Source organism: Pontibacillus halophilus JSM 076056 = DSM 19796 (assembly GCF_000425205.1).
Lineage (GTDB): Bacteria > Bacillota > Bacilli > Bacillales > BH030062 > Pontibacillus_A > Pontibacillus_A halophilus.
Window position 1 is genome coordinate 76922 of sequence record NZ_AULI01000011.1, and the last position, 25276, is coordinate 102197.

Here is a 25276-nt window from a genome sequence, read left to right on the forward strand (position 1 = left end):
ATTCATAAAGAATCTGTGGCCATCTGTTACAAGAATAGCTTTCCCGCAGCCAATAAGGCAGCCACTTGAGCTGCCATCTTCACGAAATCAATGAAAAATCCTCGCCACCCTAAATCTTTTTGAACGGTTGTGGCGATTTCATCCAACTGCTTCTCAATCTGCTCAAGTTTATAGATCATCGTTTCCTTCTGAACTTTCAACTCGCTCACGTCTTTTCTCTTCTCTTCCACTTCCTGTTCAAGCTTACGAACCTTCTCTTCTAACACGTCGTAATTACTCATCGGCTTTCACTTCCCGAATGCGCCACAAAGCTAAGACCGCAATCGCGAAATAGACCCCAGACCCTGTATTTGGAACATCTGCCATCATAAACCCCGCACTAACAATTCCATAAAGAACTGCACACATGAATAAAGCCAAGCGTCTCATAAATGCCTTACCAGAAGTCATTCCTAGTACTAAACAGCACGCCACAAATGCAAATAAGCTCCCCCAAGCACCTTGGTCTGCTATTGTATAGAATAGATAAATTTCCGGTACACTTCTGAACAAGTCTTGATTCGCATACAGAATGACCGCCCACCATCCTGTAATCATAACGTAGAAGAGCTCTATACAAGGAACTTTGCTGCGCATCGTCTCCCTCCGTTCGCTATCCTTTAATTTAAGTCATTCCTCACTCACTTTGTTGTATGATATATATACGCCAACCTTCCTTAAAATGGAATGATAAACGCACAATTGAAAGCAAAATGTGCGATTTCCTTAAATCAGATTGCTGTCATGAGACCAGATTATCTTGCTATAATAATAAACATGTCAAAGGAGGCTTACGCGTGACCACATTTAAACAACTGATACAGATTGTGATCCAAATCGCCGTTCTGTTCGGCTTCTCCTTTGTTGGAGGGTGGCTTGGACAGACGTTAAACCTTCCAATCCCAGGAAGCATAATTGGTCTCATCTTATTATTTATAGGATTGCTCACGAAGGTTGTCCCCGTTCCTTTCGTTGAGAAAGGGGCGACAACGTTACTGCACTATTTAACTTTACTATTCGTACCAGCGACAGTTGGGATTATGAATTACTTAGACATCTTTACAGGGAAACGCCTACTCCTCGTTGCTGTTGTCATCATCAGTACACTTTGTACAATGGCGGCTTCCGGGCTAACTGCACAAGTCCTTGGTAAGAAAGTTACAGAAGCCGAGCGTCAGGAGGAGTCCGTATGATGATTCTAACTGCGCTCCTAACGTTGATAGGTACAATCGGAATCTTTCTCATCATGAACAAGCTCTACCATAAGATCCATAACCCATTCCTGCTCCCTGCATTGACTTCTACATTCGTCATTGTTGTAGTGCTACTCTCTCTCGGAGTTTCCTACGAGACGTACATGGTCGGAGGACAATGGATTGACGCGCTGCTTGGGCCAGCGGTTGTCTCATTGGCCTATCCACTGTACCGTCAACGATACGTCCTTCGTCGCTACTTACTCCCGATTGGAGTCGGGGTAGCGGCTGGTTCTGTAACCGGGATGTTCACAGGCATTGGGCTGACGAAGCTCTTACAATTTAACCAAGACCTCGTGTATTCGGTGTTACCGAAATCCATTACGACGCCTGTCGCCATGGAGATTACGACGGACCTTGGAGGCGTCCCTTCCTTAACCGTTATCTTCGTCATGTTCGCTGGCTTTACAGGGGCCGTACTTGGTCCATACGTACTGAAAGCTGTGAGACTGACAACCTTTATCGGGAGAGGCATTGGCTTTGGATCTGCTTCCCACGCAGTAGGTACAGCGAAAGCGTATGAATATGGTGAGGATGCTGCCTCAGTCAGCTCAGTAGCCATGACATTAAGCGCCATTATTGGATCACTCATTGCCCCCGTTATGGCTTGGCTATTCTATAACTTGTAATGGAAAACCCCCACAACAGCAAAGTGTTGTGGGGGTTCTTCTTTCACATATGTAAACGGACAGACCGCTTCCTACTTGTTGCTCGAAACAGCGACTATGGCACCAATTAAAACCAAGAGCAACACAATACCAGAAAGGAATAACATCGTATCCCCCCTTTCGTTATGAATCATTCATCAATTTCTCCATGTTAGAAGGACTCTTCTAAAGAAGAACAGAAATGTACAAGTACCATACTTTTGAGGAGGCTCACTATGAGCAAATTGTTCAATGACATTCACTACTTTAGAATCCCAGTTGTCAACGTAGCGGAAGCCATCAAGTGGTACTCCGAATGCCTTCAATTAGAATTGCGGTTCAATCGAGGAGACTTGGCCGTTTTCAACATCAACTCTGGGCCTCTGCTTGTCTTAGTGGAAGCAGACCAAGATTCCCGCGGACACTTCACCATTGATGGCCAACCAGCATTCTCCGTCAGCTTTACAACTTCTAAGATTAACGAACTTCACCACTATTTAGACAAGAACGAAGTGAAAATTGAACCCATCCGCTCTGAACATGGGCACCAGTTCTTTTACTTCTATGACCCAGATGGAAATAAACTGCAAGTTCATAACTAACGTAACATAGGTGAATTCTCTTGACGATTACTTCATAGGGGTCCTATTCCTTACATTCCCTTTTCGTTTGATACCTCTACATGACTAAAAGGAATGAATCTTTTTAGAACAATTGTATTTTATTGGTTGCATGCACAATTCAAATCGGTTATCTTTACACTAATCTATGCTACAGAATTTGGAGGATACTATTGAATAGACTTCTATTAGCTATAGGCGTACTAGTTCTGCTAAGCGCTTGTGGACCAAATGATAATTTGCACTTTGAAGGAGAAAGCCCTTCTTGGAGTGGACAGCTTCAGGTGTATGCAAGTGACGAAGAAATGAACGGAAATTATGAATTTCGTTTAAATAGTGAAGATCATCCTGTAATCGAAGCCCTCTCTATAAGAATTAACGATGGTAGTACGACGTTGAATGATGAAAGAGTAACTACGGATAAAGCGATTACACTCCCTATAAAGTGTTCAGGATGCGCAACATTAAAGAATACTTCCGAAATACCAGTCACTATTGATTGGAACGGAAATACAGAGTCCTTCACACTTCACTTACAACAATAAATAAGAGCATGATAAAGAGGATACACCCCAGAAGTTAGATTAACAGGTCAATTCTGGGGTGCTTTTCTTGGAGAGGTATAGGGGATGTAGGTTATAAACGAACTCCTCGAAGCGCCCACGCTCTGTCTCTAGAATCATTTGTTCCCGCATTTATACCCACCTCTCTAAAGAAAACTTCACTTCATTCCTTATTCGTTAGTGAGTCGCAACACCTCTTATACAAAAAAAGCGCAATCGTATTTATGATTGCACTCCTCTAGGACTGATAATTTCTCTTTCTCCCCCATACTGAATCAACCCTTCATAAGGATCCCCTTCGATCCCAAGCCATTCACAAAAAGCCGGCTCGGTCTTGTAACCCTTCTTCTTCAATTCGATAACGTTGTCTCGTAACAACGGATTGTCCTTCAGTAGCTCATGCTCAATCATCATATGTACATAAGCACGCTGGCACTGAACAGGTTGATCTTGTCCGAATAGCTCAAATTCAAATCCTTTGAACATGAAATTGGCTTTCACGACATCATGTTCATCAATTACCTTATGTTTGATGGTGAAATCAGGTAGACCACCATAGAGATTCGTTACCTTCTCTTTAAATGTACTGAGGTCGTTCACCTCCATGACGATATCTAAATCCGAATCGTCCACATCAATCCCAATCGGAATCGTTCCGCAAAGGACTGGAGTATACGTACGTAAATCTTCAAGAACTTGGAGCGCTTCGATAGCTTGATACGCTGCTCGTTGCTTCATAGTCCCGTCTTTCATGTTCTTGTAAAGTGCGTGCAAGATGCGCCCTCCTTTCTAATCCAAATGGAATTAGAAGATTTTCTTATGATAGATCCGCGTCGATAACACTCCAGACAATCCATAAATGAAACTAACAACCACAGCAAGGAATAGATAGATAAAAAAGCGGTCTGAGCTTAAGATTACATTCATTAATTCTCTAATGTAATCATTTAAATTCGGGACGAACAACGTAACGACCACGAAATAACTAGCGAAAGCAATCACTGAGGAGATAAGAAGGTAATTGCTCTTGAATTTATAACAAAAGGGCATGATAAACGAAGCTGCTAGAATAACCATGCTACACATGATCAGCATATCCTTCCAATCGATCAATTCTCTATGAATCACTAAATTGCCCATGAAGATGACAGTGGCAACGAGTAACGTGAACAGAAGAACGACGACATAGCGTGACTGGACAACTTCTCTTCGGGTATAGGGCATGGAGTTTATGAACTTGTGAACAGACGCTTTCTCTTCAAGTGCGAACGTGTTCACTACAATCACAATTCCAAACACCACGCCTACCCACATGGAAGAAATATCAAGAAACAAATAGATTGCGATTCCTATCATCATGAGAGCTAGTGTCTTTCTCTGTATTACGAAATCCTTTCGTATCAGATTATACATGGCTTCCAACCCCTTTTTGGTGATAGAACATAATCTCTTCAAGAGTAGGTTCTTCAAGCATGACGTAATCTCCGAAAATGTTCTGCACCCTTTGTTTATTCGCAGTTAACGCTTGAAATCCATAGCGAGATACCTCTAGTGAGATAAATTCCTTCTCTGTATCTCGGTCTATTACTTCCTTATCCCCTTTGACAATAGCAAATTCATCTCTAATTTCCTCTAAATCCTTCGTGAAGACGTGCTGTCCGTCATGGATAAGGGTAATGTAATCAGCAATTGAATCAAGGTCCGTCGTAATATGCGTAGAGAAGAAGATGGTCTTCTCCCCATCTTGTAACAGCTCGTGTAGGATTCCCAACAACTCTCTCCTAAAGATGGGATCTAAGCCTGAGGTAGGCTCATCCATTATGATTAGCTCTGCATCATGGGACAAAGCAACTGCCAGGGAGGCTTTCATCTTCATTCCTTTTGAGAAGGTCTTCATTTGCTTATTTAACGGCAAATTAAAAGCTTTCACATAGGTATGGAACACATCGTCATCCCAACGATCATAGGCACCTTTCGCAATTTCCTTCATCTCTTTCAACGTAAGATTCTCATAAAAGATGTTCTCATCGTACACAAATCCAATACGCTGCTTAATTTCCTTCTCATGTTCCTTATAGTTCAACCCGAACAATCTGATTGATCCAGAATCCGGTTGAAGCAAGTTCATCATCAACTTAATCGTGGTCGATTTCCCCACACCATTGCCACCGATGAATCCTGTTACAAATCCCTTCCTCACGTCTAATGAGAAATCCTTTAACTGGAAATCCCCAAGTGACAAGTTCACATCCCGCAATTCCATTACATTCTCCATCATTCACCCTCCTGATATAACAACGTCAGCAGCTCTTTCAACTCAGGTAACGTAATACCGATGTCTTTGCTATTCTTAATCGCAGTCATTAATTGCTCTTCAACCGCCTTCTTCTTGCCTTCTTTAATCATCTCATTATTCTGGTCTGATACGAAGGAACCCTTACCCACGATAGAGAAGATGTACCCATTCTTCTCAAGCTCTTCATACGTTCGCTTCGTGGTAATTAAACTCACTTGTAAGTCTTTCGCAAGTTGCCTCATAGAAGGAAGCGCCTGACCTGACCCCCACTCCCCTTCCATGATTAGATTCTTCATCTGTGTGTAGATTTGTTCGTAGATGGGTGCCTTTGACGTGTTCGATATGATAATTTTCATGTAGATCCCTCTCTAATTGTATATATACAATTATATACATTATATACAATATATACAATAGCTAATTGTAAAATATGGAATTAGATGCAAAGAACAAGACCCCCAATAGCGAGAGCCATATAGTTCATTTCTGTTTGACAGATTAAAAAAAGAGCCTTCCCTAACTAAATCTCTGGAAAAGGCTCCGATTTTATCATATTTTATTAAGCAAATTTTTTCGTTTTCTTGAGTTTCTTTTCTCACATTCACAATCGACCTGATAGACAACTCTCTAAACAAAAAAACTTACCTATTCCTACGTTTAACACGCAAGATAGCGAGGTATCGTTCACTGAAAACAAAAAAAGACGCCCTTAAAAGGACGTCTCTTTCATAATTAATCTAGTACGGTTACTTCTACATCTTGTCTACCAAAGTTGATTGCATCAGAGTGGCTTTGATGATAGATGTCAATGCGGTTACCTTGGATGTCTCCGCCAATGTCACCTGCAACGGCTTTGCCGTAGCCTTCTACATAAACTTCAGAACCTAGTGGAATGATGTCTGGGTCTACAGCAATTACTTTCTGGTCAGGGTTCGCATTTAGGTCAATGCCAGTAGCGGTTACGCCTGTGCAACCTTCGCAGTTAGCCGTGTACGCTGTAGCTTCCATCGTCATTGTTTGACCCGCTTCATTTTGTTGGTCATTCGAATCGTTCGTTGCTTCTTTAGGTTCGCTTGTTTCATTTACAGGGTTAGACTGCTCTGTATTAGAAGCTTGTGGCGCAGCAGCCGTTTCGACAGGTTGTGCTGTTGCTTCTCCATTTACCGTTAGTTCTTCACCTACGATAATCAAGTCTGAAGAAAGGTTATTCCATGCCTTCAGCTCAGAAACGCTTGTCCCGTATTGTTGACCCAAGCTCCATAATGTGTCGCCACGTTCGACAGTGTGCACATCTGCTGAGTCAGTTGCAACCTCTTGATTCTCCCCAGTTGACAAGCGTTGTCCTGGATAGATGGTTGTATTCAATAGTCCGTTCATTTCTTGTAGTTCATTAACCGTTACGCCGTAATCTTGAGAAATGCTCCATAGTGTATTTCCTTTATCAACAACAACTTCCTCAGCGCTTGCCGTGATTGAAGTTGTACCCATAATCGATGCGACCGCCGCTAGTGAAAGAATGCTCTTTTTCATGTTGGTTACCTCCTAGCAAACAGTAAAATGTTTGATTGCGTTAATGTTTCCTTTGAAACTCTGTTACCCACTATAACATCTTTTTCTCTCACACCAACAACAGAATGGATACAATTTCATTACGTTGTTAACAGTTGTTTTACACCCTTGTAATAGTTAGTAGAACGCATGACGAAGAGCGCTCACAACCCTGATGTGACCGCTTCAACTAAATGTTAGGTATGGAAATGACTCTCTTCTCTCCTTCTAATGATCTCATCCGTCGCCCAATAGAAAGATGCCATTGGCAGTGCAAAGAAATAGAATATCGGAGACCCCCAGTCCACTACTAAACCGGTGCAGACCACATAGGCAGCAACTGCATGTAAGCCTAGTGAAACGAGCCATCGATGATTCAGATTTCTTACCAACATTTCAACCCCCATGGATAAGACCGCACCAATTGCAATGACAACTGGCATGATAAAGAACATAAGATCAAAGAGTACAGGATTATTTGTAAGTATCCTGACCACTACAATCGTAGTCAAGGTCGTAATCAACGAAGCCCATCCTCTTCCTCTCCTGAACGTACACTTCATTTATGTAAGGAAAAAAAGCATAAAAAAAGAGACCCTATCGCTAGGGTCTCTTTCTGAAGTTAGCAATCGAAACTATTGCTTAGTAACGTTCGCAGCTTGTGGGCCACGGTCGCCTTCAACGATTTCGAAGTTAACTGTTTGGTTTTCTTCTAGAGTTTTGAAGCCTTCTTCTTGAATGGCAGAGAAGTGAACGAATACATCGTCTTGACCTTCAACTTCGATAAATCCAAAACCTTTTTCTGCGTTAAACCATTTTACTGTACCTTGTAGCATATTAATTGCCTCCTGCGTGGATATTATCCACATTGTATTACTATCATTGCTCTACATTCAAGATGAAGCTAACAAGTAACTATCTTTCTTTCGAACAAGAATAATTAACTAAAGTATAGCAGATTTTTCACTGAAGTCAACAATCACGAAAAAATCGATTTAAAAAATCTAGCTCCTAGTCTCAATAACCACCCAAAAAGCCCCTCAATCGCGGGGCTTAATCGGGTATCGGATAAATTGATGTAAGTTTACTCTGAACGATGTATCTGTCTGGTGCATTGCCAAAGAAGTCAAATGGGTAACAAGTCGTCAGTGTTAAGGTAGCTGACTCTTTATCAACAATCACAGAACGGTCTTCGGCATCTGTAATCCACGTCGTTTGAATTTCATACACGTAGAGATTGCCGTCGAACTCAACCATCAATTCGTCGCCCTCTCCTAGCTTGCCTAGATTATGAAAGACTGTGTCACGGTGCCCACTCAACACGGTATGCTTCCGACCTAACGGTGTCGTCGTTAGGTCGCTGTCGAACATGCCGACGCCTGCTTGCAGCGTATTCTCATCCGTTCCCCAATAAACGGAGAAGTGATTGTTCTCCTCAAGCTTCGGGATAATGAGTGCACCAACCTTCTCTCCTTCAGAGTAATCCCGTTCTTCTATGTAAGAAGGCTCTTGAGTCGTAATCGCTGTTGATGAGAGGTGTTTCTGTTCCTTCAGCGCCTCATACTCCTCCACCTCATCTTGAGTTAACGTCTCTGCTGATGAGCGTGCCTGTGACCATATCCAGTACTGATAACCCGCAACAACTAACCCCGTCATCATCAATAGAATGCCAATCCACTTCCTCAAGTCGCCTTCACCTCCTCTAGATAAAGAAGGATGAGGCAAGAGCCCCATCCCAACAGCCTTATGCTCGCTTACGAAGCAACAACCACGCACCAGTAACCGCTAGTAGAAGTCCGCCTGCCATCAAAGCAGGTTGATTGGTTGCTGTATCTGGCATCGTCTCTCCTTCTTCACCTGTAGAAGAATCGGAGTCATCTGTTTCAGTTGTCGCACTCGCGTCATCTGAATCTGACTCAGTGGAATCTTCTTCTGACTGATTCTCATCACTAGTTGCTACATAGTTGCTTGCATCATAGTCAGCCGGTAGCAGGTTCTCACATGGTCTTAAGTCGTTATCATTCCCATCCAGGCCATATGGATCTGCTTCTAAATCATAGCCATCATTAAGAAATGCCTCCAACTCTTCCCAAGAATTAAAGTCGCTACAATTCTTATCCTCCGCAGAAACCGTCAAAGGAGCCGCCAACAAACCCATAAAGAACAATCCAGCCAACATCAACATACTAAACCGTTTCATCATGTCCCCATCCCCTTTTCGATAGTTATGTACCTAGATTATCCAGGCCATTTGCTTACACAATAAGCCAATTTATTCCATATATCAAGAAAGATGAGGCGGTTTTAGCGATTAATTTACACAATTTTCTAACATATATTTTGGTTAGAATATGGATTTCCTTGTTAATTTCTTAACCTATCACGTACATAAAAAGCCCTGCTCATTCAAAAGGATGGGCAGGGCTTTTCTTATACTACTTATAATGCTTGTGCGTTTTCTTCTTTTAGTGCGTCTAGACGCTCTTGAACTTGTTCTTCAGTAAGATCCTGTTCTTGAACGTAGCGGTTACGTGGGTGTACACGGCATTCGTGTGTGCAACCGCGCATATATTTGTGTTCATTCTCTTCTGAGATGATAATTTGTTTATTACATTCAGGGTTTGCACAGTTTACATAGCGTTCGCAAGGCTCGCCTGTAAAGTAGTCTTTCCCGACAACGTTGTGCTCAACTTGGTTAATCGGAACACTAATACGCTCATCAAATACGTACATTTGTCCATCCCATAGTTGACCTTGCACTTCAGGGTCCTTACTGTACGTTGCAATTCCTCCGTGTAGCTGACCTACATTGTCGAAGCCTTCACGCTTCAACCATCCAGAGAACTTCTCACAACGGATGCCGCCTGTGCAATACGTTAGGATTTGTTTTCCTTCTAGCATTTCTTTATTATCGCGAACCCAGTCAGGTAATTCACGGAACGTTTCGATATCTGGACGAATCGCGCCGCGGAAGTGACCTAGGTCGTATTCGTAGTCATTACGTGCATCAAGAATGACTGTGTCTTCTTGCTGCATCTTCTGATAGAAATCTTTAGGATCAAGATACTCACCAGTGATTTCATGCGGGTTAACATCGTCTTCTAGGCTTAAGTTAACAAGCTCTGGACGAGGACGGCAGTGCATTTTCTTGAATGCGTGTCCTTCTGCCTCATCAATCTTGAATGGCATGTCTTGGAACATTGGATCATTGTTCATCGCATCGATATACGCTTGTGTTTGTTCAACCGTACCAGATACAGTTCCATTGACGCCCTCGTTCGCAACAAGGATACGTCCTTTAAGACCTAAGCTCTTACAGAACTCAAGGTGATCCGCAGCAAATTGCTCAGGATCTTCAATCGTTACATAATGATAGTAAAGCAATACTCGATAATTCTTTTCCATGTTCAGTCCACCTACCTATTTATATTTGCAGGATATAATTTAGGCTGGCCAGATGATTTTGTTTTCGATCTCAATGGTTAGAGATGAGAAAAAACACATCTTAGTAAACCATTTGTTAAATCCTTTAATTACAACACAACATTATATACGAATATCTATTGAAAAATCAATAGCCTTTCCAAGCCAGTCTTTTCCTATTAATCGCTTTATACATCGATTCGGCTTTTAAATACCGTTGGGATGTCAGACTGATAGGAAATTGTCTTGCCTGTTATAGGATGTGTAAACGCCAATTCCTTCGCATGTAGTCCTAGCCTGCCAATCTCATTTGTGCTGGCACCATACTTCTTATCTCCCACAATTGGATGCCCCAAGTCTTTCATGTGCACGCGTATTTGATTCTTTCGCCCAGTCTTCAGCTGTAGCTCTAGTAAAGAAAATCGACGATTCGCTTGCAGCGTCTTGTAATGCGTCTCGGCGTACTTTCCACCTTGCCCCTCTTTAACCGAATACATAAGATGGGTCTTCGTTTCTTTCATCCAAGAGGTAATTGTCCCTTGTTCGTGTTTCACGCGACCTTCTACAAGTGCGACATACGTTCGCTTTGAGACAACTTCCTTCCAATTGTCCTGAAGCATGTTCTTTACCTTCTCGCTCTTCGCAAATACCATAACACCGGACGTGTCTCTGTCCAATCGATGAACAATAAACACTCGGTTGTTCTTATGGGTCTTCTTCACATGCTCCATCAATTGCCGATGAGCCGTCGCACTCTTCTCCTTGTCAGACGCAATGGACAATAGACCGGATGCCTTGTCTATGACAATGATGTGGTCATCTTCATGCAGAATCTTCAAGCCCGCCCACTCGTCCTGCTTCGTAATGGTGCGATTCGACACCGTCACCACTTGACCGTTCTGAAGCTGGGCATTAAACGCTGTAACCGGATCTCCATCTATCGCAATTTGCCCTCTACCTAGCATGGACTTCACAGAATTCCGACTCTTGTTTAAGACATGTAATAAAAATGGCAATAGCTCTGTTGATTCATGAACCGTGAAATGCTTGTCCTCATTTCCTTTCGCTTTCTTCATAACAGTTCCTCCTTACACACTCTCGATTTCACTAGCGTACCACGACCTGGACAGCAACACACCTTGTCAGAAAATTTAGGCACCACTGTTTATTCACGAGGGAGTTGGGTATAGGATAACCAATGCACCTGTCAAATTGTGGGTGAAAATGACACGAAGAGAGGAGACATTATGAAACAAGTTACTTCAGTCTTTTGGATTACACTAGCCATTACAATAGCCGCTTCAACATGGGGTGTCATTGCCCCCAAGAACTTTGAGAGCATTACAGGGTCCATTCAGTCGTACATTTCGGTCCACTTTGGATGGTATTATTTACTTATCGTATCGCTGTTCGTCCTGTTCTGTCTTTACTTAATTGTTAGTCCCTACGGCAAGATTAAACTCGGGAAACAAGAGGACAAGCCTGAATTCAGTTATTCCACATGGTTCGCCATGTTGTTTAGCGCAGGGATGGGCATTGGTCTTGTATTCTACGGAGCCGCTTCCCCCATTTCCCACTTCGCTAAGACTCCACCACTTGCAGAAGCCGGAACAACAGAAGCATTAAGAGACTCGCTTCGAATCACGTTCTTCCATTATGGAATTCATGCATGGGGCATCTATGCCATTGTGGCACTCGTCCTTGCCTACTTTAAATTTCGTCACGGGAAACCCGGGCTTATCAGCGCAACGCTTGAACCTATCTTTGGGGATAAGATGAAGGGGCCTCTCGGGAAAGCGATTGATGTAATCGCCGTATTCGCGACGATTGTCGGGGTAGCCACGACGCTCGGATTTGGCGCAGCTCAAATTAATGGAGGATTCTCTTATTTACTCGGTTATGAGAAGCAATTCTGGATTCAACTTCTCATCATCGTCGTCGTTACAGGGCTCTTCATGCTTTCCGCTTATACGGGAATCAGTAAAGGTATCCGATACTTAAGCAATGCAAATATGGGACTTGCGGCTGCCCTCTTCCTTCTGATGATCATAATCGGACCAACGCTCTACATTGCCAATTCGTTTGTAGACACACTCGGTTCTTATGTCCGTTCCTTACCAAGTGAAAGTCTTCGTCTCGCTCCAAACAACGACGGTCAGCAGCAATGGGTGCAGAACTGGACCGTCTTTTTCTGGGCATGGTGGATTGCTTGGTCGCCATTTGTCGGCATTTTTATTGCCCGTGTCTCTAGAGGACGTACAATCAGAGAATTCTTATCTGGTGTACTCCTTGTCCCATCCATTGTCAGCTTTCTTTGGATGGCAACCTTCGGCGTATCAGGCATTGACGTTCAACAAGCTGGTGCAGCAATTGCCGACCTCCCTGATGAACAGGCATTATTCGGTGTGTTCGATCAATATTCTCTGAGCATTGTCATGTCGATTATTGCCATGTTACTCATTGGAACGTTCTTTATCACATCAGCTGACTCCGCCACATTTGTTCTCGGCATGCAAACGACGAACGGTTCATTGAACCCGCCGAGAACGACGAAATTTGTGTGGGGTATTGCTCAATCGACTATTGCAGCGGTTCTACTCTATACAGGTGGGTTACAAGCATTGCAAAATGCGTTAATCTCAGCCGCCTTCCCATTTTCATTTATTATGCTATTGATGGTGTATTCGCTATACAAATCATTACGCCAAGAAAAGCTCGCTTCCGAACAACCATCGACGAGCAAATCGTATAGCGCCTCTGGATAAAGAAAGCGCCTCTTCTATATGAAGGGGCGCTATTTCTTTGCTTGCAATAGATAAGCTAAAGACAGAAAACATAAGGATGCAACGCCATACATCGTGCCAATCACCCATTTTGAGATCTCTTCATTGACGAAATAAAGGCCATAACCTAGGACGGCTGCCAAGATGCCAAGAATACCCATGGTTCTCTTCACACAGTCACCCCGCTTCTACTATAGTGTACGAATCACACTCGGCCATCTTTCCAAAAAACTCCCTCCTTAATAGGGAGGGAGTCAGGACTTACCTTATAGAGAGCGTTGTAAGATATCGAGTACACGCTCACCATTCATTTCTACGTAGGTACCAACGCCAGGCTTAATGAGCGTCTTCTCAACGATCGAATCGAAATCTTCATCTGTAATGTCGTAGTCACCAAGCGTACGTGGAGCTCCTAAAGAATCCCAGAATGCACGTAATGCCTCTGCCCCTTCACGTGCCACTTCTTCGTCAGATTTCCCTTCAGCAGAAATACCAAATACGTTTGTCGCTAACTGCTTCACGCGAGATGGGTCTTCTTCGATAACGTGGTGTAGCCAGTTCGGGAATAGAATCGCCAAGCCACCACCGTGCGGAATGTCATAAATGGCTGAAACTGCGTGCTCAATACGGTGCGTAGCCCAGTCTCCACCATCCGTACCGTTCTTCAACGTTTCATTGAATGCCGTTGTACTGATATACATCATCGTCTCTCGATATTCGTATGATTGAGGATTCTCAACTAACTTCGGCCCAGTCTCAATCGCTGTACGAAGTAACGATTCAATAAATCCATCAATCATCGGTGTGTTTGGAGTACGGTGGAAGTAATGCTCTAATGCATGGGACATGCTATCCACAATCCCGTATATCGTTTGATCCTGTGGCACCGAGAACGTGTATTCAGGATCTAGAACGGAGAATGTTGGAAAGGCATGGGGTGAACTCCAACCTAATTTATCATTCGTCTCCCAATTCGTAATAACAGATACCGGATTCATCTCAGAGCCTGTCGCTGCTAGAGTCAACACTGTTCCAAATGGAAGTGCGCTCTCAATTGGAGCCTGTTGTGTAATAAGGTCCCATACGTCCCCTTCATACGTTGCTCCAACCGCAATCGCCTTCGTACAGTCAATAACACTGCCACCACCGACCGCAAGCAAGAAGTCGATACCTTCACGCTTACAAATCTCAACACCCTTACGCACGGTCGTTAGACGTGGGTTCGGCTCCACACCCGTTAATTCAAATACAGTTGCGTCGACGTCATTCAGTTGCTTCATTACATCGTCGTAAACGCCGTTACGCTTGATGCTCCCACCACCATATACGAGTAAAACGTTTGCGTTCTCGGGAATCTCTTGCTGAAGTTGCTCCACTTGCCCTTTACCAAAGTAAAGTTTCGTCGGATTGTATTGTAAAAATGTGTTCATTGTGTCACCTCATCTATGTATCATCGTTCGCCTCATAGTGTAACACGTCACTTCCCATTTCACTCAACGAAAATGCTGATGGGTGTAATCGAGAAATTTGATAAGGAAAGGTGAACGACATCTTCAATCGCATAAAGTTCATTACGCTTTAGTTAACCATTCTTCATGCTTTTCTTCATCAGTTGTGCACTGACTCTCGCCACGATTGAACGGGATAGAAGTCTAGGCAGTAAAGCTGTCATCACATTTGATCTTCCATCTATAACGGAACTTTTGTTGCGGTGAAGTGCTCTTAGGCTTGTTTCGACTACCTGATGGGCTGTTCTCATCTTTCCAACCTTAATGGAATCCGGTGCATGGTCGAAGAAGTTCGTCTCAGTATTACCAGGGCATACTGCTAAGATACGTATTCCATCATCCTTGTACTCTTCATGCAGCCCTTCAGAGAAGGAAAGAACGAATGATTTAGTTGCTGCATAAATGGACATGTACGGAATCGGTTGAAATGAAGCCATAGAGGCAACGTTAATGATGTCCCCCTCTTGCCTTTCCACCATCTCCTCAAGCACAAGGTGCGTAAGTTTAACAACAGCATTTACATTCAGCATAACCTGCTGATGATTCTTCTCCAAACTACTCTCAAGCAACTTACCCGTATTCCCTGATCCAGCATTATTCACAAGTAAGTCGATTTGCAGACCTTCATTCTTAATCCTCTGATACACGTTCTCCGGTGCATTCCTTTCGCTTAAGTCTGTAGCAATCACAAGCACCTTAACTCCATAACGAACTTGTAAGTCATCTGCTATCGCATCCAGCTTATCTTGTGACCTTGATACGATAATTAAATTGTAGCCTTTCTCAGCCAATGTGTATGCATATTGGCGACCAATACCAGTTGAAGCTCCAGTAATACACGCTGTTTTCATTCTTCTCACCTTTTCTCTTGGTTGTTACAAATCACAAACATCTTCCACTTCAGCCACTAAAGATTTAATAAGCTCCACACTTTCTCCAATCGTGAGGCGATAAAAGCGTTGCGTGCCTACCTTCTCAAATTCAACGATGCTGTTCTCTCTTAAGATCTTTAAATGGTGAGAGATTGCAGGATGTGACAAATTGGAATGTTCCCGAATTTCCTTTACAGACATTTTCTCTTTTTGAGCAAGCGCTAAAATGATTTCCTGACGTGCAGGATCCCCAAATGCGTTAAATACAGGTGTGCACTGACTAAATAAATCTAAAGCCTTCTCATTCTTCATGCCAAGACCTCTCTTCATTACTTTTAAACTTTTAAACATTTAAAACTTTAAACATATAGAAATAAAACTGCAACACATTTGCATTTAAAGAAGCTCACTTTATACTAGATGAGCTTTCTCATTCGATTAATTTCGGTTGGAAGAGTGGTATATTATGCTCAAATGAATCGTGTATTTCCCTAATTCCTGAACTCCTCCTCCAACGTTTACTGTCTTTCAATAAGGTGAAAACTCCCTACATCCAATTTCAACGAAGGGGATCCTTATGCTGGAAACATTCATTACTCATATTCCGTCTACGCTTCTCCATGGACTACTGGCTATGCTGATTATGACCAGCTATTTCCGGGGGAATAATTCTCGACAATACCCGTCACTTTTCCTGATGATTAGTGTCCTGGCTGTCTTCTCACTAGACGTCCCTAAATTGTTCGGGATCGTGTCTCTTCACTCTCTTCTAATCGCTCCATTCATAGCTCTGGCTTTAGCTTTGTTCTTTAAGAACCAGTTACCATACAACCTGTTCTTCAATTGGGTTGGAATGTGCCTTGTCCTCATGATTGGTGGGATCTTGGTTGATGTGTGGGGCAACGGTGCGCATATCTTATATCCCATCGTTCGAAGCAATATTTCCTTTCCGATTCTAGAGGGGACAGCATTGGCTTTAAGTATTGGTGTGGTTAGTCTAGCACTTCTTGTTCAGTTAAGAAGACACGATTCTAAGTAAGCGACTTGAAGCTCATTCATCACCATTACAACTTTCAAACCTAAACGTTTACGTCCTCTTATCTCTCTTGGTCCCAGTTCTCCTTAAAGGTTAGGAGGACCCCTTCGCCCAAGACGAACCCTCATCTATTCAATCTTCTGGTACTATATTCCAGGGTGTTGTAAAAAAAAGACTCCCTCATCGGAAGTCTTTATACGCTCGTTTTCTTTCGGTAATGCTTTTTCGCCTTCGCTCGGTTCCCACATACGTCCATGGAACACCATCTCCGCTTGCCCTTCTTGTTGACGAACAACGCAAGACAGCCCTCGTTCTCGCACGCTTTCACTTTGTCTATCGTGCCTTCGCTCATTACATTCAATATTTCATAGGACAATAGAGCGATTAACCCGTCTGTTCCTTTCGATGAAGGCAGAGGAATTAAATGTTCTCCGTGCAATTCGAAATAAAGTGGCACTTCCTCTAAATTGCTGCTCAATCGATTAGAGAATTCCTCTTTCCCAAAGTCGCCATTGAAATAGGAACGGCACCAATCACGGAAAGATTGTAGTTCCCGAATGCCGATTGGCCCACTTTGAATGTGCTCCACTTGTTTCGTTATCAACTGGTTGTGCTCCACCATGAGCTCTAGCCAATAGGTTAAGTCTTCTTTGTCATGAAGCTGTTCCTTTATTTCTCCCCGCTCCATTTTCACTGTGTTAATGAAATTGATAAATGGATACTCTGAAAAATGGGAAAACGTCATCCGTTCTGCCATGGTAACCCACCTTTGTGTTTCTTTGTTGACATCTATTCTAACATAACGTAACATTCTAACCATCAAATAATTATTTAGTGGTTATAAAAAATGAACTACTACCAAGGAGGAAACAATCATGGCAATTACAAACGCTACTGACGCAACATTTGCAGAAGAAACAAAACAAGGACTAGTCCTAGCAGACCTAGGCGCACCATGGTGCGGACCTTGTAAAATGATCGCACCTGTACTAGAAGAAATGGACGCAGAAATGAGCGACCAAGTAAAAATTGTGAAGCTTGATGTAGACCAAAACCCAGAAACTGCACAAAAATTCGGTGTGATGAGCATCCCAACACTACTATTCTTCAAAGATGGCGAACTAGTAGACCAAGAAGTTGGTTTCAAACCGAAAGAAGAACTAGAAAACATCGTAAGCAAACACCAATAAGTAGTAGAAAGCCGAGCCGTCATTGCGACGGCTCGGCTTTTTTTGTTAATGAGGTTGGCTGAACATTAACTTTGTTCCCAATGTTTGTCGAACGCTACAAAACACCTGCTCCAACCTTACGAAAAGCATGTCACCCCACCTATTCTGTATATTTCTCACTATAACTATCACTCCCCTCTACTTTACCCCCTCACTCAATTTGGCTAGTAATCATTCTGAACAATCCGATACGAATACCACAACATCATTAGGCATTTTGATTTATTAACCCACTTAAAAATGCGCTAAAATACCCAATTTCCAATAGTTTAATTTACATTTTTATTATTTATTGTTATTTTTTTCAATGTTGTTCCAAATAAAATTTAGGAGAGTGTTATTTATCAAGAAAGTGTTTGTAAGTTTAGTATCTAGTTTACTGATTATTATGTCTATGGGTGCAACAGCGAATGCAGACTCAAATAAGAAACATGTTAATCCAATAACCACTACTGAGACACAAGAAATTGACAAACAACTTAAAGATGATCGAAATACTTTACGAGATGTTTTAGTTAAATATCTTGGAAAAGACTATATTGATCATATCTCTTATACTACTGAATATAATGAAACCAATGAAAATAGCAAGCTAGTAGTCCATTATAAAAATGAAAACACTAAAATTACGCAAGTGAAAAAAGAGCTCCAAAAACGACTAGCAACAAAAATAAAATTCAATAAAGTTGACTATACACACGAGGACTTAAGCAAGTTCACATCACAGATGAATAAAAAGATTGAAGACAATGGTGAGATTGATAAATTAGCTGGCTTTGACCCTGACGCTCATAAAGAGAAAATTTATATCCAATATGTGAATAGTTTCAACGAATCTACAAAGAAAGAGTTAAAGAATATATTTGAAAAAGTTGAATTTGTAAAGACTGAAAGCAAACCTCAGAGTACTATCGCTAGAGATAAGGACTACAACAAACTTGGAGGTGGTCTAGCAATCGATATAGGCGGTGGTTTTTGCACCACTACTGGCGTAGCTAGTAAAGGGGGAAGCTGGTTTGTACTTACTGCTGGCCATTGTCTAGAAGGAGATAATAGTACTATATCCCAATATAATGAACCCCTTGGTACTGATCATTCTACGTTAGTAGGTAGAGGTGTAGATGCGGGTGTAGTAAAAGTTAGACAGAATATGAGTAACATAAAACGCTATGCTTATGACGGTCTTTACCTCCATGCAGAGAACGATAGAGACTATGATGCAAAATTCAAAAGCGAAGATCCTGCTGGACTTGGAGACGAAGTAACTATGTCTGGAGTAACGTCTGGTGTTCAAACAGGTGTTGTTACTGATATGTATACTGAAGTTAACTATGAAGAGCTACCTGTACTTCAAAAAGTCAGAGTTGCTACCTATAGTTCCGATAACGGGGATAGCGGTGCACCTGTATTCACTACTGCATATGGTGGAAATAAAATTTCTGGAATACATAGTGGTTCCAATTCGTATAAAGGAGAAGCTTATTTCACGCCGATAGAAGATGTTGAGGAAGAATATTCTACGAGTGAAGCTACTTTTGATTTTTATCAAGGTGATGAAGCTATACTAATAGACTAAATAAAAGTGATTTAATATCCTCAAGGCTAGTAGAATATATAGCCTTGAGGATGTTGTATTTTAAGAGTGTGTTTACATGTCTAACACCCTATCATCCAAAACCCTGACATTCTCTTTCGAAAAGCAATTGACACCTTCTACTCTCTACCCAATCTCACAAAAGTGCAAGCCCATCGTACATTCTCCCCCTATCTACACACGCTCAACAAGCGTCGCCACACCATGTCCTCCACCCACACATAAGGTAGCTAATCCTGTCTTAAAGTCTCGTCTCTTCATTTCATACAACAAGGAGACGAGAATACGGGCGCCAGAAGCTCCGATGGGATGACCAAGAGCGATGGCTCCTCCGTTGACGTTCACCTTATAGTCGCCCCAGCCAAGCTCCTTTTGTACGGCTAGCGTCTGGGCTGCAAACGCTTCATTGGCTTCGACTAAGTCTACATCCTTCAAGGAAAGCCCAGTTCGCTCAAGCAGCTTACGAGTGGCGAAGGCTGGGCCGATTCCCATGATGCTTGGGTCAACCCCAACACTCGCGTTCCCTTTAATGACCGCGAGCGGCTCCACTCCAAGCTCATGTGCCTTCTCCATCGACATAAGGACGACCGCTGCTGCACCATCGTTAATGCCTGAAGCGTTCCCAGCCGTTACCGTACCTTCTTGGTCGAAAGCAGGACGAAGCTTCCCGAGAGACTCCACCGTAGTTCCTTCGCGCGGATGTTCGTCCACCTCGAATGGAATGGCTTCTCCTTTTCGTTGTGGTACTGGAACGGCTACGATCTCTTCCTCGAACCGCCCTGCCTCAATGGCAGCAAGGGCACGATGCTGGCTTCGTGCTGCATATTGGTCTTGTTCTTCACGAGAAAGGTCATATCGCTTCGCCAGATTTTCTGCTGTAATACCCATATGATAGTCGTAGATGGCACACTGCAATCCATCTTGAATCATGCTGTCAACAACTTGACCATGCCCCATCCGATAACCGTCTCTTCCCTTTGGAAGCAGATAAGGAGCTTGTGACATATTTTCCATTCCACCTGCTACGACGACCTCTCTATCCCCAGTCTGGATCGCTTGGGAAGCTAAGTGAACCGCCTTCAACCCTGAGCCACATAGCTTGTTAATCGTCATGGAAGGCACTTCTACCCCGAGTCCAGCTTTAATCGCCGCTTGTCGAGTTGGATTCTGACCGAGCCCAGCTTGCAGCACATTTCCCATGATAACTTCATCCACAGCCAAGTCCTCAACACCGACCCGCTTTAAACATTCTTTAATTACAACCGCTCCTAGCGTCACAGCAGAGACATCCCTTAATCCCCCACCGAACGTTCCGGTTGCCGTTCGAGCTGCTGCAACAATAGCCACTTCTTTCATTCCATCCCCTCCATGGCAAAGACGGGTGGAAGAACCCGCCTTAAGATTAAATTCCTAAACCTAATGAAAAGAGTACAATCGCTAACGCTAACCCTAGTAACGGAACAATGACCGTGAGCGCGCCTACTGCACCATAGGCATCCGCATGCGTTTCTCCACAAATCGCTCGGATTGTTGTCACAACGTATCCATTGTGCGGTAGAGAATCGAGTGCACCTGAAGAGATAGACACAGTACGGTGAAGTGCCTCTGTGTTTACGCCCATATCTAAATAATGCGGTGCAAGAATTGGCAACGCAATGGCCTGACCACCTGAAGCAGACCCAGTTAATCCAGCGATTACACTGACGGCAATAGCTCCTCCAATCAACGGGCTGCCTGGTATGCTTGTCATCGCATCAACCGCCGTTTGAAAGGCAGGCACGGCCTTTGCCACGCTACCAAATCCAACAACCGCCGCTGTGTTCCCTATGGCAATCAACGCGCCAACTGTTCCAGCAGACAAGGCACCGAAGAAATCGTTAAAGTATTTATAATTCAACGCATAACCAGCTAGAATCCCTCCAAGCAACGCGACAATCAGCGCCGATTGCTTCAAGGAGTCGTGGAAGATAAATGAGAGCACAAGTACCACGACGAGTGGGAGGATGCCCATTACTGGATTTGGTAGTTTCCGATTCTCCACTTGCGGGTCTTCTTCACGACCAACGAACGTCTCACCTCGATCTACTGCCTTACCAATCATTTTGCGTAGCCACCAGTAGCCGAATGCGGCCATGAACAAGGCAACAATTATACTCACTTCCCAACCTGCATAAGGCGAGGTGTCTAAATATTCAATTGGAATCCAGTTTTGGATTTCTGGGGAACCAGCAGATGTCATCGTAAATGTCACGGAACCAAACGCAAGTGCGGCAGGTATAAACCGCCTTGGAAGGTTTGCCTCCTTAAACAAGCTAACTGCCATCGGATAGACTGAAAAGGCAACAACAAACAGACTAACCCCGCCGTAAGTCAGAATGGCACAAGCGAGTACGATGGCAAGCACGGCACGTTGCATGCCAAGCTTTCCTACAATCCATTTCGAGACACTGTCCGCTGAACCACTATCTTCCATCACCTTGCCAAATAAGGCTCCAAGTAAGAACATTGGAAACCATGACGCTACGAAGCCCGAGAACCCGCCCATATAGTTGCCGACGAGATTCGCAGCTCCCTCCGGAGCCGTCTGTGGAAACAAGTCCAACCCTCCGAGAACGCCAACAATGATGGCACAGAGTGGACCCGCTATAAGTAAGTTCATCCCTCTTAACGTTAGAATAATTAAGAGTGCTAATCCCCCGATTAATCCAATCATACTTAACACGGTCGCCCCAACTCCCTTAGTCTCTTAGATGTGTTTAATAGGCATCTAGCTTCAGTTCTTCAGAGATGATGAGCGCTGGTTCTGTCGTTGCTTCGACCTCCCCCAAACTGTAACCGCTCGCAATCTCGACCAGCTTCAACCCTTTTGATGTTACGTCCATGACCGCTCTCTCTGTAATAATCCGGTCCACTACCCCCACTCCCGTCAATGGCAACGTACACTCGTTTAAGATCTTCGACTCTCCCCGTTTGTTGACATGGTCCATGATGACAATGACACGCTTGCTGCCATGAACAAGGTCCATCGCCCCTCCCATGCCTTTCACCATCTTCCCAGGAATCATCCAGTTCGCTAGGTCTCCTGTTGCAGAAACTTCCATTCCACCAAGAATAGCCAAATCTATGTGACCACCACGAATCATAGCGAAGGATTCAGCGCTATCGAAATAGCATGCGCCGGTCGTCGCAGTGACCGTTTCTTTCCCTGCATTGATTAAGTCTGCGTCTACTTCCTTCTCAGTCGGATACGGGCCTATTCCAAGAAGACCGTTCTCCGATTGAAGCATAACCGTCTTCCCCCCGCCGATATAATTCGCTACCATGGTAGGCATTCCAATCCCGAGATTCACATAATCACCAGACTTAATCTCACGTTCAGCCCTTCTTGCAATTCGTTCGCGATTCGACATGGGTCCACTCCCCCTTTAAGACGACGCGGTTGTGAGCCGCTCAATCCGTTTTTCCTGATTTCCAACAATTAATCCTTGTACATACACACTCGGCGTGTGAATCTCATTCGCGTCAAGCTCCCCGGTCTCAACCAGATACTCAACTTCAGCGATAGTGCGCTTACCAGCTGCCGCCATGAGTGGGTTAAAGTTACGAGCTGTCTTGTTGTAGATTAGATTCCCAAGTCGGTCACCCTTGTAAGCTCGTACAAGGCTCCAATCTGCTGTAATGGCTTCTTCTAATAAGTACGCTTTTCCATTGAACTCCCTAACTTCTTTCCCTTCTGCTACAGGCGTCCCTACTCCAGCTGGTGTGTAGAAGGCGGGGATTCCCGCTCCACCTGCTCGAACTCGTTCCGCAAGCGTCCCTTGTGGAATAATATCGACTTCAAGTTCACCATTTAATAACTGGCGTTCAAACTCTTTATTCTCCCCAACATAGGAGCCTATCATTTTCTTGATTTGCTTGTTTAATAGGAGCAGCCCAAGTCCCCAATCATCCACTCCGCAGTTGTTCGATACGACGGTTAAGTCCTTCACTCCGCTCTTGGCAAGCGCTACAATGAGATTCTCAGGGATGCCACATAGTCCAAATCCACCAACGAGCAGGGTATCCCCGTCTTTAATCTCCGCTACAGCATCCTCACATGATTCGTATAAGACCTTCACTCAAATCCCTCCTTCTACATGGCCTATCCTATGTGTATGCATAAGTCGTCCAACTATGAAGCGTGTAAGGATGAAAGATCCATAGTTTTGATTGTATTAATTACGTTTAAATCTCTAAATCAAGGGAAAAGGAATAGATGAACCTTTAAGAAGATTCTAGTAATAGAAGGGAAGTAGGATGAGGTGAATCCACTCGTTTCTGTTGTGACGCCCGTGTTTAATGGAGAAAGGTACCTTTATGATTGCGTACAGTCCGTGCTTAAACAGACGTACTCCAATTGGGAAATGATCCTTGTCAACGACGCGTCAACAGATGGAACCGCTCACCTCTTAGAAGACTTGTCTAAAGACGACAAGCGGATTAAACCCGTCTCCCTCATGTATAACCGTGGAGCTGCTTATGCAAGAAATGAAGCCATACGAAGAGCGAATGGAAAGTATGTCGCCTTCCTTGATTGCGATGATTATTGGCACCCGGACAAACTTAGGAAGCAAATTCAGTTTATGGAACAGTATCATCATCCATTTACATACACAAACTATGCTCTCGTGAATGAGCGCGGCGAACTACTTGAAGAAATGACACTTTCTCCGACGTTGACTTACCGAGATTTATTGAAACGAAATAGCATTGGCTGTCTCACAGTCATCTTAAACCGTGAACACTTTCATGAATTACACATGCCGTCGATTGGCCATGAAGATTACGCCACTTGGTTGCAATGTCTAAAGGAGATTGATGGAGCGTATGGGTTAGAAGAGTCGCTTGCTTCGTTTCGAGTTCGTAAGCAATCGCTTAGCTCCAATCGTTGGAAGGGATTAAAGTGGAGATGGGGCGTTTATCGCTACCAAAGGCTTAACTATGTACAATCTTGTTATTATATGGTCAGTCATACCCTACAATCAAAGTTGAGGTAGTAAGGAACGAACGTCCTCACTACCTCCTTCAATGATGAACAGGATTACAAGACTCTAGTTCTTTACCTTTCTAGTAATAGAGTTGGTTGGAATATACATTCCCTACCCTTCTACTATTCCACATTCTACTTTGTTCATATCCTTCCTCCGCTTCGATTGCATCGGCCTTTGTAGGATGAACAGTTCCAAATGGGTGGTTAGGCGGTGCGTAAATAGAATAGAGCTTCATAGGTGTATTCCCTGTATTCGTCACATTGTGCCACGTTCCAGCTGGAATAATGATGGCATCATCATCAAACACGCGTCGCTCGAAATCAAGCGCCTCCTTACGTCGTCCCATTTGTACAAGACCTTCGCCCTGCTCAATTCTTAAGAACTGATCCACATCTGGATGAATCTCTAACCCGATGTCCTCACCTGGTGCGATGGACATTAACGTAAGTTGAAGGTGGGCACCCGTCCACAACGCCGTTCGAAAATTCTCATTTTGCTTTGTTACCTTCTCAATATTTACGACGTACGGGTTTCGTCCATTGTCTTTTAGATTCTGTTCTCTGTAATTAGCAGGCCAAGACACAGGAGCTGGATAGACAGGTACTGGCATCGAAGTCATCCCATACCTTCTTTCCATCATGGTCCGTTGACAACCGTAATGCGGGTGACACCCATACATGACGTGATACATTTCTCTCAGTCCCCTCATGTTTATATACCGTATCGTATGCAGGGAGAGTCATAAAGTCCCTGATTGCGAACCCAACAATTCACGAAGATGAGCGTGACGAAGAACAACAATAACAATTAAAATCTGTACGATCAGGAGGGCAAC

The 25276-nt window shown here is 43.5% G+C and carries 32 protein-coding genes; 9 read left to right on the top strand and 23 right to left on the bottom strand.

Features of this window, described 5'->3' with window-relative positions:
- Positions 1 to 26: 26 nt before the first annotated feature.
- Entirely contained in the window at positions 27 to 281 is a 255-nt protein-coding gene (locus tag H513_RS0111815) for a hypothetical protein (protein WP_026800941.1), read from the bottom strand.
- Positions 274 to 636 carry a hypothetical protein gene (locus tag H513_RS0111820; RefSeq protein WP_026800942.1) on the bottom strand — a complete coding sequence of 121 codons (363 nt, stop codon included), beginning with the start codon at positions 634 to 636 and terminating at the stop codon, positions 274 to 276. The genes H513_RS0111815 and H513_RS0111820 overlap by 8 nt, the downstream gene beginning before the upstream one ends.
- A gap of 200 nt (positions 637 to 836) precedes the next feature.
- Between H513_RS0111820 and H513_RS0111825 the strand changes: the two genes are divergently transcribed.
- The 4 genes from H513_RS0111825 (at position 837) to H513_RS0111840 (ending at position 3104) form a co-directional block, all read left to right on the top strand.
- Positions 837 to 1232 (top strand): CidA/LrgA family protein, encoded by a 396-nt coding sequence (locus tag H513_RS0111825; protein WP_026800943.1) that lies wholly within the window; start codon positions 837 to 839, stop codon positions 1230 to 1232.
- Positions 1229 to 1921 carry an LrgB family protein gene (locus H513_RS0111830; RefSeq protein WP_036770108.1) on the top strand — a complete coding sequence of 231 codons (693 nt, stop codon included), beginning with the start codon at positions 1229 to 1231 and terminating at the stop codon, positions 1919 to 1921. The genes H513_RS0111825 and H513_RS0111830 overlap by 4 nt, the downstream gene beginning before the upstream one ends.
- 254 nt (positions 1922 to 2175) lie before the next feature.
- Positions 2176 to 2541 (top strand): VOC family protein, encoded by a 366-nt coding sequence (locus H513_RS0111835; protein ID WP_026800945.1) that lies wholly within the window; start codon positions 2176 to 2178, stop codon positions 2539 to 2541.
- A gap of 191 nt (positions 2542 to 2732) precedes the next feature.
- Positions 2733 to 3104 (top strand): hypothetical protein, encoded by a 372-nt coding sequence (locus tag H513_RS0111840; RefSeq protein ID WP_026800946.1) that lies wholly within the window; start codon positions 2733 to 2735, stop codon positions 3102 to 3104.
- Positions 3105 to 3344: 240 nt separating this feature from the next.
- On the opposite strand, the gene H513_RS0111845 is transcribed toward H513_RS0111840, so the two are convergent.
- The 11 genes from H513_RS0111845 to H513_RS20150 all read right to left on the bottom strand — a co-directional run bounded on the left by H513_RS0111845 (position 3345) and on the right by H513_RS20150 (position 11465).
- Complete coding sequence (locus H513_RS0111845; protein ID WP_026800947.1) at positions 3345 to 3896, bottom strand: DUF4269 domain-containing protein; 552 nt, start codon at positions 3894 to 3896, stop codon at positions 3345 to 3347.
- A 30-nt stretch (positions 3897 to 3926) separates the two neighbouring features.
- Positions 3927 to 4535 carry an ABC-2 transporter permease gene (locus H513_RS0111850; protein WP_026800948.1) on the bottom strand — a complete coding sequence of 203 codons (609 nt, stop codon included), beginning with the start codon at positions 4533 to 4535 and terminating at the stop codon, positions 3927 to 3929.
- The gene (locus H513_RS0111855; protein WP_026800949.1) at positions 4528 to 5397 is read right to left on the bottom strand and encodes an ABC transporter ATP-binding protein; all 870 of its coding nucleotides are present in this window, start codon (positions 5395 to 5397) and stop codon (positions 4528 to 4530) included. The genes H513_RS0111850 and H513_RS0111855 overlap by 8 nt, the downstream gene beginning before the upstream one ends.
- Complete coding sequence (locus H513_RS0111860; RefSeq protein WP_026800950.1) at positions 5397 to 5774, bottom strand: GntR family transcriptional regulator; 378 nt, start codon at positions 5772 to 5774, stop codon at positions 5397 to 5399. Before H513_RS0111860 ends, H513_RS0111855 begins: the two co-directional genes overlap by 1 nt.
- Before the next feature lie 376 nt (positions 5775 to 6150).
- Positions 6151 to 6948, bottom strand: a complete 798-nt coding sequence (locus H513_RS0111865; RefSeq protein WP_026800951.1) for a LysM peptidoglycan-binding and 3D domain-containing protein — start codon at positions 6946 to 6948, stop codon at positions 6151 to 6153.
- Between the two features lie 215 nt (positions 6949 to 7163).
- Positions 7164 to 7490 carry a hypothetical protein gene (locus H513_RS0111870; protein WP_026800952.1) on the bottom strand — a complete coding sequence of 109 codons (327 nt, stop codon included), beginning with the start codon at positions 7488 to 7490 and terminating at the stop codon, positions 7164 to 7166.
- A 111-nt stretch (positions 7491 to 7601) separates the two neighbouring features.
- Positions 7602 to 7802 (bottom strand): cold-shock protein, encoded by a 201-nt coding sequence (locus H513_RS0111875; protein ID WP_026800953.1) that lies wholly within the window; start codon positions 7800 to 7802, stop codon positions 7602 to 7604.
- A gap of 217 nt (positions 7803 to 8019) precedes the next feature.
- A complete protein-coding gene (locus H513_RS0111880) occupies positions 8020 to 8700 on the bottom strand; it encodes a class D sortase (protein ID WP_051239942.1) in 681 nt (226 codons plus the stop codon).
- Positions 8701 to 8710: 10 nt separating this feature from the next.
- Entirely contained in the window at positions 8711 to 9169 is a 459-nt protein-coding gene (locus H513_RS0111885) for an LPXTG cell wall anchor domain-containing protein (RefSeq protein ID WP_026800955.1), read from the bottom strand.
- Between the two features lie 236 nt (positions 9170 to 9405).
- On the bottom strand, positions 9406 to 10371 hold the full coding sequence (trhO, locus tag H513_RS0111890; RefSeq protein ID WP_026800956.1) for an oxygen-dependent tRNA uridine(34) hydroxylase TrhO: 966 nt from the start codon (positions 10369 to 10371) through the stop codon (positions 9406 to 9408).
- A 206-nt stretch (positions 10372 to 10577) separates the two neighbouring features.
- Complete coding sequence (locus tag H513_RS20150) at positions 10578 to 11465, bottom strand: RluA family pseudouridine synthase (RefSeq protein ID WP_036770105.1); 888 nt, start codon at positions 11463 to 11465, stop codon at positions 10578 to 10580.
- Positions 11466 to 11636: 171 nt separating this feature from the next.
- Here H513_RS20150 and H513_RS20155 point away from each other — a divergent pair, with 171 nt between their 5' ends.
- The gene (locus tag H513_RS20155; protein WP_036770101.1) at positions 11637 to 13154 is read left to right on the top strand and encodes a glycine betaine uptake BCCT transporter; all 1518 of its coding nucleotides are present in this window, start codon (positions 11637 to 11639) and stop codon (positions 13152 to 13154) included.
- Positions 13155 to 13183: 29 nt separating this feature from the next.
- On the opposite strand, the gene H513_RS21640 is transcribed toward H513_RS20155, so the two are convergent.
- The 4 genes from H513_RS21640 to H513_RS0111920 form a co-directional block, all read right to left on the bottom strand.
- Entirely contained in the window at positions 13184 to 13345 is a 162-nt protein-coding gene (locus tag H513_RS21640) for a hypothetical protein (RefSeq protein WP_154655238.1), read from the bottom strand.
- A gap of 93 nt (positions 13346 to 13438) precedes the next feature.
- Positions 13439 to 14602, bottom strand: a complete 1164-nt coding sequence (locus H513_RS0111910; RefSeq protein ID WP_026800957.1) for an iron-containing alcohol dehydrogenase — start codon at positions 14600 to 14602, stop codon at positions 13439 to 13441.
- Between the two features lie 152 nt (positions 14603 to 14754).
- Positions 14755 to 15531 carry an SDR family NAD(P)-dependent oxidoreductase gene (locus H513_RS0111915; RefSeq protein ID WP_026800958.1) on the bottom strand — a complete coding sequence of 259 codons (777 nt, stop codon included), beginning with the start codon at positions 15529 to 15531 and terminating at the stop codon, positions 14755 to 14757.
- A 24-nt stretch (positions 15532 to 15555) separates the two neighbouring features.
- Positions 15556 to 15864, bottom strand: a complete 309-nt coding sequence (locus tag H513_RS0111920; protein WP_026800959.1) for an ArsR/SmtB family transcription factor — start codon at positions 15862 to 15864, stop codon at positions 15556 to 15558.
- Between the two features lie 265 nt (positions 15865 to 16129).
- Here H513_RS0111920 and H513_RS0111925 point away from each other — a divergent pair, with 265 nt between their 5' ends.
- On the top strand, positions 16130 to 16591 hold the full coding sequence (locus H513_RS0111925; RefSeq protein WP_026800960.1) for a hypothetical protein: 462 nt from the start codon (positions 16130 to 16132) through the stop codon (positions 16589 to 16591).
- 190 nt (positions 16592 to 16781) lie between these two features.
- Here the strand turns inward: H513_RS0111925 and H513_RS0111930 are convergent, their stop codons facing one another.
- Complete coding sequence (locus H513_RS0111930) at positions 16782 to 17345, bottom strand: CGNR zinc finger domain-containing protein (RefSeq protein ID WP_026800961.1); 564 nt, start codon at positions 17343 to 17345, stop codon at positions 16782 to 16784.
- A 118-nt stretch (positions 17346 to 17463) separates the two neighbouring features.
- Here H513_RS0111930 and trxA point away from each other — a divergent pair, with 118 nt between their 5' ends.
- Together trxA and H513_RS0111940 are read left to right on the top strand one after the other, a co-directional pair.
- On the top strand, positions 17464 to 17778 hold the full coding sequence (gene trxA, locus H513_RS0111935) for a thioredoxin (RefSeq protein WP_026800962.1): 315 nt from the start codon (positions 17464 to 17466) through the stop codon (positions 17776 to 17778).
- Positions 17779 to 18151: 373 nt separating this feature from the next.
- On the top strand, positions 18152 to 19393 hold the full coding sequence (locus H513_RS0111940) for a S1 family peptidase (protein WP_026800963.1): 1242 nt from the start codon (positions 18152 to 18154) through the stop codon (positions 19391 to 19393).
- A 192-nt stretch (positions 19394 to 19585) separates the two neighbouring features.
- Here H513_RS0111940 and H513_RS0111945 read toward each other — a convergent pair whose 3' ends face one another.
- The 4 genes from H513_RS0111945 to H513_RS0111960 are packed head-to-tail and all read right to left on the bottom strand — an operon-like array spanning position 19586 to position 23529.
- Positions 19586 to 20767 (bottom strand): acetyl-CoA C-acetyltransferase, encoded by a 1182-nt coding sequence (locus H513_RS0111945; protein ID WP_026800964.1) that lies wholly within the window; start codon positions 20765 to 20767, stop codon positions 19586 to 19588.
- Between the two features lie 46 nt (positions 20768 to 20813).
- Positions 20814 to 22133, bottom strand: coding sequence for a GntP family permease (locus tag H513_RS0111950; protein ID WP_026800965.1), 1320 nt, complete (start codon positions 22131 to 22133; stop codon positions 20814 to 20816).
- A 34-nt stretch (positions 22134 to 22167) separates the two neighbouring features.
- Complete coding sequence (locus tag H513_RS0111955) at positions 22168 to 22821, bottom strand: 3-oxoacid CoA-transferase subunit B (RefSeq protein WP_026800966.1); 654 nt, start codon at positions 22819 to 22821, stop codon at positions 22168 to 22170.
- A 15-nt stretch (positions 22822 to 22836) separates the two neighbouring features.
- Positions 22837 to 23529 carry a CoA transferase subunit A gene (locus tag H513_RS0111960; RefSeq protein ID WP_026800967.1) on the bottom strand — a complete coding sequence of 231 codons (693 nt, stop codon included), beginning with the start codon at positions 23527 to 23529 and terminating at the stop codon, positions 22837 to 22839.
- A 183-nt stretch (positions 23530 to 23712) separates the two neighbouring features.
- On the opposite strand from H513_RS0111960, the gene H513_RS0111965 reads away from it, so the two are divergent.
- Entirely contained in the window at positions 23713 to 24447 is a 735-nt protein-coding gene (locus H513_RS0111965; RefSeq protein ID WP_026800968.1) for a glycosyltransferase family 2 protein, read from the top strand.
- Between the two features lie 70 nt (positions 24448 to 24517).
- Here the strand turns inward: H513_RS0111965 and H513_RS20160 are convergent, their stop codons facing one another.
- Complete coding sequence (locus H513_RS20160) at positions 24518 to 25132, bottom strand: cupin domain-containing protein (RefSeq protein WP_407946626.1); 615 nt, start codon at positions 25130 to 25132, stop codon at positions 24518 to 24520.
- Positions 25133 to 25276 lie beyond the last annotated feature (144 nt).

Bases quoted from the DNA above. Each gene is read 5' to 3' on its own strand.
- H513_RS0111815 (WP_026800941.1), bottom strand. From the start codon at position 281: ATGAGTAATTACGACGTGTTAGAAGAGAAGGTTCGTAAGCTTGAACAG.
- H513_RS0111820 (WP_026800942.1), bottom strand. From the start codon at position 636: ATGCGCAGCAAAGTTCCTTGTATAGAGCTCTTCTACGTTATGATTACA.
- H513_RS0111830 (WP_036770108.1), top strand. From the start codon at position 1,229: ATGATGATTCTAACTGCGCTCCTAACGTTGATAGGTACAATCGGAATC.
- H513_RS0111835 (WP_026800945.1), top strand. From the start codon at position 2,176: ATGAGCAAATTGTTCAATGACATTCACTACTTTAGAATCCCAGTTGTC.
- H513_RS0111850 (WP_026800948.1), bottom strand. From the start codon at position 4,535: ATGTATAATCTGATACGAAAGGATTTCGTAATACAGAGAAAGACACTA.
- H513_RS0111855 (WP_026800949.1), bottom strand. From the start codon at position 5,397: ATGGAGAATGTAATGGAATTGCGGGATGTGAACTTGTCACTTGGGGAT.
- H513_RS0111860 (WP_026800950.1), bottom strand. From the start codon at position 5,774: ATGAAAATTATCATATCGAACACGTCAAAGGCACCCATCTACGAACAA.
- H513_RS0111865 (WP_026800951.1), bottom strand. From the start codon at position 6,948: ATGAAAAAGAGCATTCTTTCACTAGCGGCGGTCGCATCGATTATGGGT.
- H513_RS0111875 (WP_026800953.1), bottom strand. From the start codon at position 7,802: ATGCTACAAGGTACAGTAAAATGGTTTAACGCAGAAAAAGGTTTTGGA.
- H513_RS0111880 (WP_051239942.1), bottom strand. From the start codon at position 8,700: ATGGGGCTCTTGCCTCATCCTTCTTTATCTAGAGGAGGTGAAGGCGAC.
- H513_RS0111885 (WP_026800955.1), bottom strand. From the start codon at position 9,169: ATGATGAAACGGTTTAGTATGTTGATGTTGGCTGGATTGTTCTTTATG.
- trhO (WP_026800956.1), bottom strand. From the start codon at position 10,371: ATGGAAAAGAATTATCGAGTATTGCTTTACTATCATTATGTAACGATT.
- H513_RS20150 (WP_036770105.1), bottom strand. From the start codon at position 11,465: ATGAAGAAAGCGAAAGGAAATGAGGACAAGCATTTCACGGTTCATGAA.
- H513_RS20155 (WP_036770101.1), top strand. From the start codon at position 11,637: ATGAAACAAGTTACTTCAGTCTTTTGGATTACACTAGCCATTACAATA.
- H513_RS0111910 (WP_026800957.1), bottom strand. From the start codon at position 14,602: ATGAACACATTTTTACAATACAATCCGACGAAACTTTACTTTGGTAAA.
- H513_RS0111915 (WP_026800958.1), bottom strand. From the start codon at position 15,531: ATGAAAACAGCGTGTATTACTGGAGCTTCAACTGGTATTGGTCGCCAA.
- H513_RS0111920 (WP_026800959.1), bottom strand. From the start codon at position 15,864: ATGAAGAATGAGAAGGCTTTAGATTTATTTAGTCAGTGCACACCTGTA.
- H513_RS0111925 (WP_026800960.1), top strand. From the start codon at position 16,130: ATGCTGGAAACATTCATTACTCATATTCCGTCTACGCTTCTCCATGGA.
- H513_RS0111930 (WP_026800961.1), bottom strand. From the start codon at position 17,345: ATGGCAGAACGGATGACGTTTTCCCATTTTTCAGAGTATCCATTTATC.
- trxA (WP_026800962.1), top strand. From the start codon at position 17,464: ATGGCAATTACAAACGCTACTGACGCAACATTTGCAGAAGAAACAAAA.
- H513_RS0111945 (WP_026800964.1), bottom strand. From the start codon at position 20,767: ATGAAAGAAGTGGCTATTGTTGCAGCAGCTCGAACGGCAACCGGAACG.
- H513_RS0111955 (WP_026800966.1), bottom strand. From the start codon at position 22,821: ATGTCGAATCGCGAACGAATTGCAAGAAGGGCTGAACGTGAGATTAAG.
- H513_RS20160 (WP_407946626.1), bottom strand. From the start codon at position 25,132: ATGTATCACGTCATGTATGGGTGTCACCCGCATTACGGTTGTCAACGG.